Below are 15,323 nucleotides of genomic sequence, written 5' to 3'. Positions count from 1 at the left end.
CATGGAATGATGGTAGGGAAATGCAGTACCAAGAAAAAATACAGCAACTTCATGAGACTCTGCTGACAGGGGAAAATAATATTCATCAGCTTCTACAAAAGCTAAATATTGCCGATCAGGCCAGAATTTTGTCTGAGCTTGGACCAGCAGAACGCTGTCACCATTTCAAGCAGCTGGAACGTCAGGCAGAAGTACTGGAGTACTTACCACTGGCCATGCAAATCCAGCTGGCCTATCAATTTCCTCTGGAGCAACTGGCCAGTCTGATGGATGCCATGCATTCCGATGACTTCATTGATTTATACAAGCAGATGCCCTGTGAAGTACAGCAGCAGTTACTTGGCAAATTATCTACCCAGTCGCTACAAACCCTGCGAGAGCTGCATGCTTATCCGGAAGAAACAGCCGGTGCATTAATGAGTTCAGACTTCGTCACGCTTGCTCCCGAACTGAGCATGACGGAGGCGATTGAAACGCTACGTGATATTGCGGGGAATCATGACACTTTATATCTGATCTATATCGTGGATGAGAAACAGCATCTGCTCGGTGTGATTTCCTTGCGACAAATTATTCAAGCACGGCCGGATGCCACCATTAATGAGGTCATGACCACAGATGTGGTCTATGCCACAGTGGATGAGGATCAGGAGCAGGTCGCCCGTACCTTGGCCTATTATGATTTTATTGCCTTGCCAGTGGTCGACGCGACCCAGAAGCTGGTCGGGATTATTACCTATGATGATGCCATGGATATTGCAGAGGCAGAAAGTACTGAAGATATTTTAAAATCCGGTGCAGTGACGCCTTTGAATGAACTGAGTCTGAAAACCGCACCGATTCTCAGATTGTATCAAAAACGGGTATTCTGGCTGGTCATTCTGGTGTTTGGCAGTCTGCTCTCCGGAATCGGAATTGCCCATTTTGAAGATATTATTTCCACCCATATTGTGCTGGTATTTTTCTTGCCATTGTTGGTGGGAAGCGGCGGGAATGCTGGTTCGCAATCTGCCACCTTGATGGTGCGTGCCTTGGCAACAGGCAATGTGCAGTTTAAGGACTGGTTTAGCCTGCTGGGTCGTGAATCCCTGGTTGCGTTATGTCTGGGTGGAACGATGGCCATTGCTGTATCAATCTTGGGTTATATTCGAGGTGACTGGATGGTCGCCATCGTACTTGCTTTAAGTATGTTAGGTATTGTGCTGATGGGCTGTCTGATTGGCATGAGTTTACCCTTTATTCTCAACAAGCTGAAAATGGACCCAGCCAGTGCATCAGCACCGCTGGTAACGTCGATTTGTGATGCCACTGGGGTGATTATTTACTTGTTTATTGCCTCTCAATTATTGTTTTAAATACCTAGCAATTACAGCTTAAATAGAAAAAATACTTTATGCTCAATTACATCAGCTTCATTTCTGGAAGAACCTATGCCTGATCCCGGACAAAAAAATAAATTGAGCCAACAGGATGTCATTCGTCTGGAGCGGGATCTGGCCAAGTTTGCCAATATGATGGATTCGGTGGTACGGATTCCATTTACCAAGCAGGGCGTCGGGGCAGATGCTGCTTTGAGTACCATTCCGGTAGCTGGAGATATCGCAGGTTTTGTATTGACCAGTTATGCGATTTATAAAGCCCGTCAGATCGGGGTGCCAAGTGAAAAATTAAAGCCAGTCCTGAAAATGGCCGTCATGGATGCTGTGGTCGGCTTTATTCCTGTAGCAGGAACAATATTTGATATTTTTATTCGTCCTAGCCGTAAGGCACTGGATATTGTGCATCAGCATATCCGGGACGAATACCAGATCCGTACCGATCATCATGTGGTACATCCATTTCTGCATGAAAGTTTGGAACGCAGACAACAGCAATCTGCTTTCTGGCGTAATCCTGTGGTGGCCTGGATCTGGATTCATCTACCAGATATCTTAGGAACTTTCTTTTTGATTCTGTTAATTATGGCCATTGGCTGGGGCACAATGCAGCTCTTTCAATGGTTTAAAGCCTGAAGGTTTATAAACCTAAACTTAATAAAAAAGCCTGCAAATGCAGGCTTTTTTCTATCAAGCAATCAATGCGTTGCTTAAGGGCAATCGAGTTGTTGCAAAGCAGCAACACGTTGTTCAATCGTTGGGTGAGTCTGGAACAGTGCCGCCAGACTAAAACCTTGTTCCTGACCAGCAGAAATTGCAAAGGCTTTCATTTCTTTCGGCATAGTATCCGGCATTTCTGATTCCGCCTGTAAACGTAATAACGCTGAAATCATCGCCTGTTTGCCTGCCAAACGTGCACCTGCTTCATCAGCACGATACTCACGGTAGCGTGAGAACCACAGCACGATCGCTGAAGCCATAATACCAAATACGATATCCAGCACAATGGTAATCACAAAATAGCCAATACCCGGTGCCTCACCTTCTTCACGACCGAAGATCGTACGGTCTACAAAGTCGCCAACTACACGGGCAAAGAACATGACAAATGCGTTGACTACACCTTGGATCAAGGCCAGTGTCACCATATCGCCATTGGCAACGTGACCAATCTCGTGTGCCAGTACTGCACGAAGTTCGTCTTTATTCATGCGTTCAAGCAGACCCGTGGACACAGACACGAGCGCATCGTTCTTGTTCCAGCCTGTTGCAAAGGCATTTGACTGATAAGATGGGAAAATACCCACTTCCGGCATTTTAATGCCAGCGCGCTGAGAAAGTTGCGCAACTTCTTGTAATAACCATGCTTCTGCCTGGTTACGAGGGGCATTTGGGTCAATCAGTTCAGTACCGGTTGTTTTTTTCGCCATCCATTTAGACATGAACAGGGAAATCAGTGATCCCACCATACCGAACACAAAACAGATCACCAACAGGTTGCCTAGATTCAAGCCACCCGCGCCATGGTAACTACCGACACCGAAGAGTGACAGGATAATGCCAGCTACAACCAGTACCGCGAGGTTGGTTAGCAAGAACAAACCAATCCGCATCATTGAGAAATCCTCTTATTATAAAAAAATAATCTGATTAGCAAATGAAAATCATTGAAATCAATATGGGGTGAAATGACTAAAAATTCAAGAAAAAAAATGGCCCTAGATCACAAAACACAGCTTTATTTTTTGCTGCATTTTCGCTAAGGCCATTCAGAATCAAATAATTTTGATTTGTTTATTCACTTAAATAAATTTTAGCTGCTGCTGTTGCATTTGCCGTTGCATAAGAACCCATCGGTGCATCGGTATAACTGCCATCAGCATTCATAATAATCTGACGCTGATACTTGGCTGCCTGGATATGCGAAGTGCTGCTGCTATCATTGGAGTAATTTGCTGAACTGGCAATGATGCGGCCTTCACTGGGTGAAATGCTAGACGGGGTTGTGCTTGCACTCAGGCCATGAGTATACAGATTTTGATAACGGCTGGTCACACGGCGTACATAATCCTGAGTCTCCCGGAAAGGCGGGATTCCCCCATATTTGCTGACATTGCCTTCACCGGCATTGTAGCCCGCCAGTGCCAGGCTGGTATTGCCATTAAAACGCTTTAATAACCAGGCCAGATATTTAGCACCCGCCATAATATTCTGATGAGGATCATAAGCATTACTGACATTAAAGCGACGTGCAGTGGCTGGCATCAGCTGCATCAAACCTTGTGCACCCACAGGGGAGCGGGCATGGGTATTAAAGCCGGATTCAGTATGCATGACTGCTTTAATTAAACCTTCAGACACACCATAAGTCTGTGCGGCCTGACGAATGATCGAATCAAAAGCATTCTTATTCTTGCTATAGCTAGGCAAAACCGACGACTCGCTGCTGCCCCAGTTACTATAGCTATGAATATTGCTATCCGGATAATAAGTCTTCTTTTCGACCTGAAGATGATTATAACGGCTCTTCTTATTGGTCAATAAGGTACTGCCGTTTTTATCACGCAACTGATAGATGGTTTCACCGGCATACACCAAATGACTGCAGCTCAGCATGACCAAGCTACCGATCAGTTGACACCCCAAGAAATACGTCTTTATTTTCATTGTTTATATTTGATAAATAATAAGCTAGAAAAATTCATGAATGAGTTTAACAAAAAATTACGTAATGCACAGCCTTATACGCTGCATTTATAAACGAGTATGTAAATGGGAAAGGCTGTCAATATTTTGAACACTAAAATATTTTTTTTATTTAATTTAAAACCTTAGGGTTGACAGGTTTAACTTGTTGATTTTAATAATAAAATAAATTGATCAAAAAATGATCAATTTAAAGAAAAGCCTTAAATTTTGAGGTGAACAAGTTGTCAAGTCCATTTCAATCCACAAAGTTATCCACAGCTTTTGTGGACAACTGTGGAAAAGTCCAAAAGATAAGCATCTCGTTTAAAAATTGAACTAAATCGTTCAATATATCAATCTAAATAAAACATGAAAATGAAACTAATATGGCATTTGTATGAAAATAAATTCTTTTGATGCGATACGGAACCGAATCAGCTAAAATTGCGCGGTATTTTTATTTATGGGTTATTCTCGTCTATGTACTCGCCAGTTGAATCCGAGCAAGGATTTAATTTCAAACCTGAACTGCCAACAAGCTCTGCCTACTACCGTTTGTTGAAGAAGCTTCGCCGCCAGGTCGGACATGCCATTCGCGACTTCAAGATGATTGAAGACGGCGACAAGGTCATGGTGTGTATTTCTGGTGGTAAAGACAGTTATACCTTGCTTGATATCCTGCTTCAGTTTAAACGCATTGCACCGATCAACTTTGATGTGGTGGCGGTTAACCTGGACCAGAAACAGCCCGGTTTCCCGGAAGATGTATTACCGCGTTATTTAGAAGAAAATAACATTCCGTATTACATCTTGGAAAAAGATACCTACAGCATTACCAAAAAACTGACACCGGAAGGTAAGACTTACTGTGCAGTATGTTCACGTCTGCGCCGTGGTTCTTTGTACGGTTTTGCTCAGGAAATTGGGGCGACTAAAGTGGCGCTGGGGCATCACCGTGATGATATTCTGGCAACATTCTTCCTGAACCTGTTCCATGGTGGCAGCCTGAAAGCCATGCCACCAAAATTGCTGTCTTCTGACAAAAAGAACATTCTGATTCGTCCATTGGCCTATGTGGAAGAAAAAGACATCATCAAATATGCACAGATGCGTCAATTTCCAATTATTCCATGTAATTTATGTGGCTCTCAGGAAAATCTTCAACGTGCCATTATCAATGACATGTTACGTGAATGGGACAATGCGCATCCAAAACGTCTGCACAGCATCTTTGGTGCCTTGCAAAATGTTTCACCATCTCAGTTAGTTGACCGTGAATTATTCGACTTTGAAATTCTGGATAGCCAGCGCGAATTCGATTTCAAAGGCAGCAGCTGTTCAACTGAAGAGGCGGTAGAAAGTGAGAACCGCCGCATCAATATGGTCAATCTGGGCTTTGCAGCAGACTAATCGACCTATATAAAGTTAAGCCGATACAGGTATGGGCTACGGCCGATGCCTGAATCAAAAATAACACAAGATAAGAACTATAAAAATTGAACGGTGCGTACAAAATTCGTTAGCCTTTGCCATAATGATCATGTTATAACAAGTCACAAGCATAATAGCTTCAACCTGATGTCGTCTGGATAGTCGACACAAATGAATAAATAAATTGAGGAAAGATCATGCCTGCTTTTTTAACTGATGATTGGTTTTCGACTGTAGACACGCTCACTGCACAAGCTGGTGATTTGGATTTGCCACCTGCTTTGGCGAATCTGGCAATTAATTTGGTCGTTGCAGACACTACAGGTAATACAGAATTATCTTTGGAAGGTGGCGCGATTAAAAAAGGTTTATCTCCAAATGCGAAAACAACATTGAACATGGATGGTGAAACCTTACGTAAAGTTTTCCTTGAGTTTGATATGGCGGCTGCAATGCAAGCCTTCATGACAGGTAAAATCAAGGTGCAAGGCGATATGTCTCAATTGATGGCATTGCAAACAGCGAAGCCAAGCCAAGCACAAAAAGACCTGTTCAAGAAAGTACTTGAAAATACCACAGCTTAATAGTCTTGATCTAAAAAGCTGTAGTAACAAAAAAAGCTTACCCTGAGGTAAGCTTTTTTTATGGCTGAATAACTAGATTTAAATTGATCAGGCTTAAATATTCACCAGCTGTGGAGTAGTCTTGATGTGTTCCAGATAGGCACGGATACGGGTCACGTATTGCAGGGCCTGACGGTAACGACCATTACTGGCTTTATTCTGTTCCAGATAAGCATACAGGTTTACCCAGTTATTCGGATTCTTGCCTTGGGCCTGAATACGTTTTTGCAGCTGATTCACAGCACCTGGGCCCATGTTATAGGCAACTAAAGCAAACCAGTTACGATCCGGATAAGGGATATGTTCATAACGGCTCAGCATCTGGTCATAGTATTTGGCACCCCCATCAATACTTTCGCCTGGGTCTGTCCGGTTACTAACCCCCATCGCTTTTGCGGTAGAGCTTGTGAGCATCATCAGACCGCGGACACCGGTGGGAGATACGGAGTTTGGCTTTAGATAGGATTCCTGGTAACCGATCGCGGCGAGCAGGTGCCAGTCCAGATCGTACTGCTGAGCAGATTTCTGGAAGCTCGCCTTGTATGTGGGGAGTCGCTGGTTCAGGTCCTGTTGAATTTCATCCCAAGAATGTTCTTCTACCACATTCTGATTGTAGAAGGATGCAAGCTGCTTGATCGCACCGCTTTGTTTGCCTTGACAGACAAAAGCACTGGCGGTTTGACTCAAGGGATCACTGGCTGATTTAAATACCAGATTCAGATTGGAATTCAGTCCATTACTGGCCAGTGCAGACTCATCACCACAAGTGGCAGAAAAAGCTGTTAAACGCTGTTGTTCAATCGTACCCAGATCAGTGGTGGTCATGGCCAGATTGGCTTTGCCTTGGGCTACCCATTTCAGGGCCGTGGCATTATCCGGAACAGTTTTAAAATCCAGCTTAACATTCAGGCTGTTGGCATAGTTACGAACCAGGTCATAACCAAAGCCATGCTGATGTTGTCCATCCTGAAACACAGTCGTTGGACTTTGAACTGTGACGACGGTGAGTTTGTTGCTATTGACCACATGATCATATTGAAATGTGGTTTTAGTGGCATTGATACTATGAAAGGGGATAAGTGCCGTACTCAGTACCAGTGCTTTTACAGGGAGAGAAGAGATAAAAGAGCTAAGGCAAAGCCTCGACCCAGTGGTTGAACTACTGTGCATGTTGTCTCCGCTACAAGTAATTTATGCCCTAAAAATCACAGCCAATACTAGCCAGAAACTTTTAAAAGTTTGATAAATTCAATAAGGGTTGGGCAGTCATGACGTCATTCAAAATGACTAAATTGATCGGGAAATATGTAGAAAAACTACATAGATTAAAAAATAAGCGATTCCAAAAGTAGGGTGCATATTAAAGATCAAAAAATGAATTGTCAAATTTTGTACATAATTTATTTTTTAAATGTAATTTAAGTTATTAAATTTATTGAAGAAAAAAATTGCATATTCTGGCTTGTCCTAAAACTCCAAATAAAATAAGCTCTTAATGTCTAAAAACTGGTTCAAAATTGGCAATTAAAATACATGAAATCTAACCTGATTACCCGTGGTGGACATGATAAATTGGTGGCAGAACTTAAAAATCTCTGGCATGAAGAACGTCCTGAAATTACCAAAAAAGTGAACTGGGCAGCCAGTCTCGGCGACCGTTCGGAAAACGCAGATTACCAGTATAACAAACAGCTTTTACGTAAAATTGATCGTCGGGTTCGTTATCTGGGCAAGCGTCTGGAAGAGCTGCGAATTGTTGATTTTTCTCCTGAACAGGAAGGCAAAGTTTATTTTGGTGCCTGGGTCGAAATTGAAAATGAACAGGGTGAGCAAAAGAGCCTTCGGATTGTGGGCGTCGATGAAATTTATGATCATCATCCGCAGCATATTTCGATTGATTCACCCATGGCACGTGCCCTGTTAGGCAAGTCAGTGGATGATGAAGCTGAGGTGATGACACCATCCGGCAAGAAACTCTGGTTTATCAATTCAATTCGCTATGAAAAGCCAGAAAATTCAGAAGATTAATGAAATTGATTTTATTTTGTGCAGTTGATGCAGAGAAATTGGAAAAATATTTGCCAAGCGCAATTTTTATTTATATGATGGCGGCCATGGAAGCGTGGCAGAGCGGTTTAATGCACCGGTCTTGAAAACCGACGAGGGCTTATACCCCTCCGTGAGTTCGAATCTCACCGCTTCCGCCAGATACGAAAACCCCGATCATTGATCGGGTTTTTTATTTTTAACTCATTAAAATGATTTTAAATTTTCATTGTTCAAAATGATGTGAACATTAAGGCTAAATTCATTCTGAAAATAAAAATATCAGCCCCTAAATCTTATGTATAAAATTTTATCTACTCTAAAATTTTCGTCTGATTTTTAACTGAATGAACTGATTTTTACAGAAGTTTTGCGAAAATTTATTGCCAAGAAACAGAAATATTTATATGATGGCGGCCATGGAAGCGTGGCAGAGCGGTTTAATGCACCGGTCTTGAAAACCGACGAGGGCTTATACCCCTCCGTGAGTTCGAATCTCACCGCTTCCGCCAGATACGAAAAACCCCGATCATTGATTGGGGTTTTTTATTGTCTGATCATTGGGGTTTATAGGTCAGACTCAGATGGAAGGCTGCCCTGAATTTCCTGTTGTATCCATGCAACAAATTTTTCAATCAGCGGTGAGCTTTCCTGACTGGAGTGGACCAGATAATAGCCTCGTTTCCTTTCTAAAGTCTTGCTGGATACCAGCACCAATTCCTGCCGCTTTAATTCTTTTTCAATCAGCATTTGCGGGATCAAGGCCATTCCCATGCCATGGCTAGCCACTACAGCGAGCATAGAAAACAGTTCATGTCGTTGCCCCTGCAAAGGATTTGGATGTTGGATCTGATGTAGCTTGAACCAGTCTTCCCAGATATTCGGCCGGGTGGTTTGCTGTAATAAAGGGAGTTGAACCAGTTGTTCAGCACTTAAGTCATAGCTGTAGTCATTAATCTTCTGTGCATCGGGAAAATACTGTTGAATCAGGTCAGGTGCACAGACAGCAACTACATCTTCATGCATTAGAAAATGGCTATGCGTACCAGGCCATTGTTCGACCTGTTGAGGTGTTCCTGCATAAATAGCAGCATCGAAAATCTGTTCCTGAAACAGAAAAGGGCGGGTGCTGGTTTCCAGATGTATCGTAATTTCAGGATACAGCCGATTAAAGCTCTGGAGTTTAGGTAATAGCCAGCGAGTCGCAAACGTAGGCACTACGCCCAGTTTTAAAGTACCGCCGCGCCCTTGATGCGTAATGACATCCAGTGTTGACTGTTCCAGTCCTTTGAGATGCGGAGTGATACTTTTTAAATATTGCTGTCCAGCATGATTGAGTTCTACACCATGCCGCGTACGGGTAAATAAAGCTGTGCCTAAATACTCCTCCAGTTGCTGGATCTGGCGTGAAATTGCACTTTGGGTTAAAAACAGTTCCTGCGCTGCATAAGTATAACTGGCATGACGTGCAGCAGATTCGAAACAGATCAGCGCTTGCAGGGAAGGTATTTTTCTACGCACCTGTTCATCCTTGAACTTAAAATGGTCAGATATCAATAAATGGTATATCAATCTTATACTACTATACGACTTTGGTATAAAAAACAGGCAAATAAGCTAAGAAAATAATTTCTAGAAATAGCAACTTATATAAGGTATGCATAAAGTGCATAGCTGCATGCAAATTTATTGTTTGAACAAGTCATGATTCATGCCTAGAGTCAATCTGAAGGATAAAACAACATCATCTAATAGATAGATGAAGGATTGGAAGGGAATACTATGAATCAAATGGTCGATACGAAAAAAACCAGCAAAGTCTATTTTAACTGGCAGGATCCGTTCTTACTGGAGCGGCAGCTGACTGAAGAAGAACGCATGATCATGGAATCTGCGCGTGCATATTGTCAGGGACAGTTACAGCCGCGTGTATTAGAGCAGTTCCGTCATGAAAAAACTGATCCAACCATTTTCCGTGAAATGGGTGAACTCGGTCTGTTGGGTCCAACCATTCCAGAACAATACGGCGGTGCAGGTTTAAACTATGTCAGCTATGGTCTGATTGCTCGTGAAGTAGAACGTGTAGATTCGGGTTACCGTTCTATGGCCAGCGTGCAAAGTTCTCTGGTGATGGTGCCCATCAATGAATTTGGTTCTGAAGAACAGAAACAGAAATATTTGCCAAAACTGGCGACCGGTGAATATATCGGTTGTTTCGGTCTGACTGAACCAGATCATGGTTCAGATCCGGGCAGCATGATTACTCGTGCCAAAAAAGTCGATGGTGGTTACCGTCTGACGGGCGCGAAAATGTGGATTACCAACAGCCCGATTGCGGATGTCTTTGTGGTTTGGGCGAAAGAAGTGTCTCCTGAAGGCAATGTCGGTGATATTCGTGGCTTTATTCTAGAAAAAGGCTGGGAAGGGCTTTCTGCACCAGCGATTCACGGTAAGGTTGGCCTACGTGCTTCGATCACCGGCGAAATCGTGATGGATAATGTATTTGTACCAGAAGAAAATGCGTTCCCGGAAATTCGTGGTCTAAAAGGTCCATTTACCTGTCTGAACAGTGCGCGTTATGGCATTGCCTGGGGTGCGATGGGTGCAGCTGAATTCTGCTGGCATACAGCGCATCAATACACCATGGACCGTAAACAGTTCGGTCGTCCATTGGCTGCGAATCAGCTGATCCAGAAAAAACTGGCAGACATGCAAACTGAAATTGCGTTGGGTCTGCAAGTAGCATTACGTTTTGGCCGTATGAAAGACGAAGGCATTGCTTCAGTAGAAGGCACTTCACTGATCAAGCGTAATAACTGTGGTAAAGCTTTAGACATTGCCCGTTTAGCGCGTGACATGATGGGTGGTAACGGGATCTCTGATGAATTTGGTGTAGCTCGTCATCTGGTGAATCTGGAAGTGGTCAACACTTATGAAGGTACACATGATGTACACGCCTTGATTCTAGGTCGTGCGCAAACAGGTATTGCTGCATTCTCCAATTAAAAAAGGAAACTTTTTCGTGCAGGGTATGGCTTTCAATCGCCTAACCCTGCGTCATTTTCTTACTCCAATTACACTCCTTTGCCGAAGTGATGTTTGACTTCGGCATTTTTTATATCTCTATGTTTATAAGAATTCATCTAAAGCTTGAGTGAAAATAGTCACATCCCGGTTGACGCGGTATGATAGACAGATTCAGGCGTTGGAACAGATTATGAAAATTGTCGCAGATGAAAATCTGGCATTTACCGATTATTTCTTTGCAGAATTTGGCGATATTCAGCATTGTGCAGGAAGAACTCTCACTGAGAACGATGTAAAAGATGCCGAGGCTTTATTGGTCCGTTCCGTGACCAAAGTCAATGCAGCACTCGTACAGGACAGTCAGATTAAATTCGTCGGCAGTGCCACCATTGGTACAGATCATCTGGACATTGCTGCACTAGAACAACAGAACATCCGCTGGAGCAATGCACCCGGTTGTAATGCGCAGGCGGTAGCTGAATATGTGATTACGGCTCTATTATATTTACAACCCCAATTGATCAATGCAAATAAAGATTTCACCTTGGGTATTGTCGGTCTAGGAAATGTCGGTTCGCGTTTAGCAACAATGGCCAAATTGCTAGGCTGGAATGTGATTGCCTATGATCCCTTTGTACAGCGCGATCAGGTTCATCAGGTTGAATTTGAAGAACTGCTAAAAACTGCAGATGCCATTTCCATTCATGTGCCTTTAACCAAAACGGGTCAGCATCCGACTTATCATTTGATTAATGCTAATGCTCTTGGACAAATGAAGCCGGAAGTCATTTTAATTAATTCAGCGCGTGGGTCAGTTGTTGAAGAAGCGGCATTAATTGCTGATATTCAGGCAACTCAACGTCAGGTGGTACTGGATGTCTTTGAGCATGAACCGGAAATTTCTGAACAGCTGCTGAATCTGATTACTTTGGTGACGCCGCATATTGCAGGTTATAGTCTGGAAGGTAAGGCACGCGGTACTCAAATGATTTACGAGGCATTTTGCCAGACTTTAGGCTTTGAGATTAATAAGCAGTTTGAAAGCCAGTTGCCTGTCTGTGTACAGTTTTTCCAGAACCAGGATTTAAAACTGGCGCTACAACAGCATTTAACCCAGATCTATGATATTGCCCGTGATGATACCAATCTGCGTGCCTGTTTAAAAGATGGCAAAGTCGATCAGAAAGCATTTGATCATTTACGCAAGACTTATCCTTTACGCCGTGAATGGGCCGCTCATGGAGGGCCAAAGGCATGAGTCAGATTGTATCTTATCAACCGACCTGCGACTTAAAAGCCATTAAAGCGCGTGCCAACATGTATGCTCAGCTCCGTCAGTTTTTTGCTGAACGTGAAGTGCTGGAAGTGGAAACCCCGATTTTATCTCAGGCTGGCGTGACCGATGTGCATCTGGCTTCAATCCAAGCTCAGCGTCATGTCATGGGTAAGCTCAGCACACATTATCTACAAACGTCACCTGAATTTGCCATGAAACGTTTATTGGCCAGTGGTAGTGGGCCAATTTACCAGATCTGTAAAGTGTTTCGCGATGATGAACACGGCCGCAAGCACAATAGTGAATTCAGCATGCTGGAATGGTATCGTCCGGGCTTTAGTCTGAAAGATCTGATGTTTGAAGTGACAGATCTGTTAAATGTGACACTTAAGGCACGTTTTGGAGAAATCCGCCCCACTGTGCTCAGCTATAAACATGCCTTTATGGATCGCCTGGATCTCAATCCTTTACAGGCCACTTTGCAGCAACTCAAAGATTGCTGTCGCAGGGTAGGTCTCAATCTGGACTTGGGGGATGACCGTTTAGGGTATATCGACCTTTTATTCTCGCATATGGTCGAGCCAAGCCTGGGTTTCGATACGGCTGTATTTCTGACAGATTTTCCACCGGAACTGGCATCATTGGCTAAAACCAGAATCGATGAAGATAGGGAACTGGTTGCGGCCCGTTTCGAGTTGTATATCGAAGGGCTGGAACTGGCCAATGCTTATGATGAGCTGATTGATGCTGAAGTTTTGCGTTCCCGCTTTGAAGCAGATAATGCAGAACGGGCAGTGCTTGGCTTGCATGTCATGCCGATTGATGAGTATTTGCTGGCGGCATTGCCACAAATGCCGGAATGTTCAGGTATTGCCCTAGGTCTTGATCGCTTGCTGATGATTGCAACCAATCAGATGAAATTGGAAAAAGTGATTACTTTCCCGGCTGAAATTTCATAAATTAAATTCACGATTGATCAGCTGGTTATGACTGGCTGATCATTCCAGATGCTTACGAAATCCAATACTGTAACTGTCAAATCCCAGTCCTTGATAAAAGGTATGCGCAGGGTGGTTTTCTTCGCGATTTCCGCTGTTGAGCTGAATCATCTTGAAGCCTTGCTCTTTTGCAATCTGTTCAATAACAGCCATCAGTTGCTTGCCAATACCTTTTCCACGATGGGCCTGATCAATTACAAAAGCCTGAATCCTTAAGTATCCACCGTCAAATTCCCTGGTGTATTCCTGAATAAAACCGGCATAGCCGATTACATGTGAATCCTGTTCTATAACTAGTGTCTGATAATGACTGTCTTGATGAATCCGTTCCCAACGCTGTTTGATATTTTTCAGCGTAGAGGGATAGCCAAGCTGAATCGTGAGTTGATGAACGTCATACAGGTCTTTTTCAAGATCCAGTTGACGGATGAGATAAGTCATTAGACATATTCTTAGCTAAAAATAATATCAATCATAATCAATATTTACTTTGCTTAAGTGTTGCAAGTGCACAGTAGCTTCAAAGAATTATTGCTATCTATATAGAAAATCGAGATGAATGAGATTTCAGATATTAAATAAAAAGGCCCCTTGAAGGAGCCTGATGTTTAAAGTATGGCACTATGCTGTTCTTTCAGTTCTGCTAAAGCCGCAATCCGTCGTTCAATCAGCATTTCACCAATATCCGGACCTTGAATTTCCGGTGGTAAATCTTGTGCTTTGATGCTACGTACAACCTGCATGGCATCCAGCACATATTGAGCCTGAGGATAAGCACGATTTTCCAGACCCAAGCGACCGCGAGAGTCACATTCACAGGCCTGTACAAACGCTTCAACACGTTCAGGACGACGCAATACATCCAGACGCTGTAATAAACGCCATAAAGTGCCAGGTTTTAAGTTAAAAGCCTGGTGACATTTTAAGTGTTCTTTACAAACTGCCAATGCCAGCTGTTTGGTATGAGTCGGAACTCTTAAACGTTCACACAGCTCATTTACCGGTTTGATCCCACGTTCTTCATGCATGATATGGCGTGGCAATTCTTCAACAGGGGTTAATGCCTTACCCAGATCATGAACCAGAACTGCAAAACGAACATCCAGAGTATAATTTTGGCGGCAGGCTTGCTGTAAAGACATCATGGTATGAATACCACAGTCAATTTCCGGATGATATTCAGGACGTTGCGGAATGCCATATAAGGCATCCAGTTCCGGGAACAGCACTTTTAAAGCACCACAACTACGTAATACTTCAAAATACACATCTGCATCTTGTTCCATCAGTGCGCGTGTGGTTTCTTTCCAGACCCGCTCAGGTGTCAATGCATTAAGCTCGCCCGATTCCGCCAGCTGCTTCATCAGCACCAATGTTTCTTCTGCAATGCTAAAACCCTGATGTTGATAACGCGCAGCAAAGCGGGCAATCCTTAAAACACGTAAAGGATCTTCGACAAAAGCTTCTGATACATGACGCAGTACACGATCAGCCAGATCTTTTTGACCGCCATAAGGATCATAAATCTTACCTGAATCATCCATGGCCATGGCGTTGATGGTCAGGTCACGGCGGATCAGATCCTCTTCCAAGGTGACATTGATATCGGTATAAAATTCGAAACCATGATAACCATAGCCAGACTTGCGTTCGGTACGTGCCAGAGCATATTCGTCTTTGGTTTCAGGATGAAGAAAAACAGGGAAGTCCTTGCCAACAGGTTGAAAACCTTTAGCAAGCAATTGTTCCGGCGTCGCGCCGACAACCACATAATCTTTTTCGTGATAGGGGTGTCCAAGTAAATGATCCCGAACTGCACCGCCTACTAAATAAACTTGCATGAAAAAACCTCTATTCT

The 15,323-nt window shown here is 43.3% G+C and carries 14 protein-coding genes and 2 tRNA genes; 10 read left to right on the top strand and 6 right to left on the bottom strand.

The annotated features are described in order from the left end of the window. The first annotated feature begins 20 nt into the window (after positions 1-20). Both mgtE and O4M77_RS10210 read left to right on the top strand, forming a co-directional pair. Positions 21-1,355: a magnesium transporter gene (gene mgtE / locus O4M77_RS10215; protein WP_159123485.1), complete on the top strand. Its 1,335-nt coding sequence runs from the start codon at positions 21-23 to the stop codon at positions 1,353-1,355. A gap of 75 nt (positions 1,356-1,430) precedes the next feature. Then, positions 1,431-2,012: a DUF4112 domain-containing protein gene (locus O4M77_RS10210; RefSeq protein ID WP_005236796.1), complete on the top strand. Its 582-nt coding sequence runs from the start codon at positions 1,431-1,433 to the stop codon at positions 2,010-2,012. A 74-nt stretch (positions 2,013-2,086) separates the two neighbouring features. Here O4M77_RS10210 and htpX read toward each other — a convergent pair whose 3' ends face one another. After that, the gene (gene htpX / locus O4M77_RS10205) at positions 2,087-2,992 is read right to left on the bottom strand and encodes a protease HtpX (protein ID WP_166137792.1); all 906 of its coding nucleotides are present in this window, start codon (positions 2,990-2,992) and stop codon (positions 2,087-2,089) included. A gap of 178 nt (positions 2,993-3,170) precedes the next feature. After that, positions 3,171-4,043, bottom strand: a complete 873-nt coding sequence (locus O4M77_RS10200) for a lytic transglycosylase domain-containing protein (protein ID WP_323713444.1) — start codon at positions 4,041-4,043, stop codon at positions 3,171-3,173. 501 nt (positions 4,044-4,544) lie between these two features. Between O4M77_RS10200 and ttcA the strand changes: the two genes are divergently transcribed. Continuing rightward, complete coding sequence (ttcA, locus tag O4M77_RS10195) at positions 4,545-5,474, top strand: tRNA 2-thiocytidine(32) synthetase TtcA (protein ID WP_323713443.1); 930 nt, start codon at positions 4,545-4,547, stop codon at positions 5,472-5,474. Between the two features lie 218 nt (positions 5,475-5,692). Continuing rightward, positions 5,693-6,079, top strand: coding sequence for an SCP2 sterol-binding domain-containing protein (locus O4M77_RS10190; protein WP_004784757.1), 387 nt, complete (start codon positions 5,693-5,695; stop codon positions 6,077-6,079). A gap of 93 nt (positions 6,080-6,172) precedes the next feature. Here the strand turns inward: O4M77_RS10190 and O4M77_RS10185 are convergent, their stop codons facing one another. After that, on the bottom strand, positions 6,173-7,288 hold the full coding sequence (locus tag O4M77_RS10185; protein WP_179992802.1) for a transglycosylase SLT domain-containing protein: 1,116 nt from the start codon (positions 7,286-7,288) through the stop codon (positions 6,173-6,175). A 363-nt stretch (positions 7,289-7,651) separates the two neighbouring features. Between O4M77_RS10185 and greB the strand changes: the two genes are divergently transcribed. From greB to O4M77_RS10170, 3 genes are all read left to right on the top strand, one after another. Next, complete coding sequence (gene greB, locus O4M77_RS10180) at positions 7,652-8,146, top strand: transcription elongation factor GreB (protein WP_159123487.1); 495 nt, start codon at positions 7,652-7,654, stop codon at positions 8,144-8,146. A gap of 88 nt (positions 8,147-8,234) precedes the next feature. Then, positions 8,235-8,325, top strand: a tRNA-Ser gene (locus O4M77_RS10175). 260 nt (positions 8,326-8,585) lie between these two features. Further along, positions 8,586-8,676 (top strand) — tRNA-Ser (locus O4M77_RS10170). Positions 8,677-8,731: 55 nt separating this feature from the next. Here the strand turns inward: O4M77_RS10170 and O4M77_RS10165 are convergent. Next, positions 8,732-9,685 carry a LysR substrate-binding domain-containing protein gene (locus O4M77_RS10165; protein WP_323713442.1) on the bottom strand — a complete coding sequence of 318 codons (954 nt, stop codon included), beginning with the start codon at positions 9,683-9,685 and terminating at the stop codon, positions 8,732-8,734. A 261-nt stretch (positions 9,686-9,946) separates the two neighbouring features. Between O4M77_RS10165 and O4M77_RS10160 the strand changes: the two genes are divergently transcribed. The 3 genes from O4M77_RS10160 (at position 9,947) to epmA (ending at position 13,426) form a co-directional block, all read left to right on the top strand. After that, positions 9,947-11,170: an acyl-CoA dehydrogenase gene (locus O4M77_RS10160; RefSeq protein ID WP_323713441.1), complete on the top strand. Its 1,224-nt coding sequence runs from the start codon at positions 9,947-9,949 to the stop codon at positions 11,168-11,170. A gap of 211 nt (positions 11,171-11,381) precedes the next feature. Continuing rightward, complete coding sequence (locus tag O4M77_RS10155; RefSeq protein WP_323713440.1) at positions 11,382-12,449, top strand: 4-phosphoerythronate dehydrogenase; 1,068 nt, start codon at positions 11,382-11,384, stop codon at positions 12,447-12,449. Next, a complete protein-coding gene (gene epmA / locus O4M77_RS10150) occupies positions 12,446-13,426 on the top strand; it encodes an EF-P lysine aminoacylase EpmA (protein WP_323713439.1) in 981 nt (326 codons plus the stop codon). Before O4M77_RS10155 ends, epmA begins: the two co-directional genes overlap by 4 nt. A 39-nt stretch (positions 13,427-13,465) precedes the next feature. Here the strand turns inward: epmA and O4M77_RS10145 are convergent, their stop codons facing one another. Continuing rightward, complete coding sequence (locus tag O4M77_RS10145) at positions 13,466-13,906, bottom strand: GNAT family N-acetyltransferase (RefSeq protein WP_180129902.1); 441 nt, start codon at positions 13,904-13,906, stop codon at positions 13,466-13,468. A gap of 167 nt (positions 13,907-14,073) precedes the next feature. Then, positions 14,074-15,306: a multifunctional CCA addition/repair protein gene (locus O4M77_RS10140; RefSeq protein WP_180010628.1), complete on the bottom strand. Its 1,233-nt coding sequence runs from the start codon at positions 15,304-15,306 to the stop codon at positions 14,074-14,076. Positions 15,307-15,323 lie beyond the last annotated feature (17 nt).

It is taken from the genome of Acinetobacter sp. YWS30-1 (assembly GCF_033558715.1).
Classification (GTDB): Bacteria; Pseudomonadota; Gammaproteobacteria; order Pseudomonadales; family Moraxellaceae; genus Acinetobacter.
The sequence above is the reverse complement of the archived record's forward strand: the minus strand, read 5'-3'. Positions and strand labels throughout refer to the sequence as shown.

Coding starts and splice junctions, on each gene's coding strand:
- mgtE (WP_159123485.1), top strand. CDS start 21: ATGCAGTACCAAGAAAAAATACAGCAACTTCATGAGACTCTGCTGACA.
- O4M77_RS10210 (WP_005236796.1), top strand. CDS start 1,431: ATGCCTGATCCCGGACAAAAAAATAAATTGAGCCAACAGGATGTCATT.
- htpX (WP_166137792.1), bottom strand. CDS start 2,992: ATGATGCGGATTGGTTTGTTCTTGCTAACCAACCTCGCGGTACTGGTT.
- O4M77_RS10200 (WP_323713444.1), bottom strand. CDS start 4,043: ATGAAAATAAAGACGTATTTCTTGGGGTGTCAACTGATCGGTAGCTTG.
- ttcA (WP_323713443.1), top strand. CDS start 4,545: ATGTACTCGCCAGTTGAATCCGAGCAAGGATTTAATTTCAAACCTGAA.
- O4M77_RS10190 (WP_004784757.1), top strand. CDS start 5,693: ATGCCTGCTTTTTTAACTGATGATTGGTTTTCGACTGTAGACACGCTC.
- O4M77_RS10185 (WP_179992802.1), bottom strand. CDS start 7,288: ATGCACAGTAGTTCAACCACTGGGTCGAGGCTTTGCCTTAGCTCTTTT.
- greB (WP_159123487.1), top strand. CDS start 7,652: ATGAAATCTAACCTGATTACCCGTGGTGGACATGATAAATTGGTGGCA.
- O4M77_RS10160 (WP_323713441.1), top strand. CDS start 9,947: ATGAATCAAATGGTCGATACGAAAAAAACCAGCAAAGTCTATTTTAAC.
- O4M77_RS10155 (WP_323713440.1), top strand. CDS start 11,382: ATGAAAATTGTCGCAGATGAAAATCTGGCATTTACCGATTATTTCTTT.
- epmA (WP_323713439.1), top strand. CDS start 12,446: ATGAGTCAGATTGTATCTTATCAACCGACCTGCGACTTAAAAGCCATT.
- O4M77_RS10145 (WP_180129902.1), bottom strand. CDS start 13,906: ATGACTTATCTCATCCGTCAACTGGATCTTGAAAAAGACCTGTATGAC.
- O4M77_RS10140 (WP_180010628.1), bottom strand. CDS start 15,306: ATGCAAGTTTATTTAGTAGGCGGTGCAGTTCGGGATCATTTACTTGGA.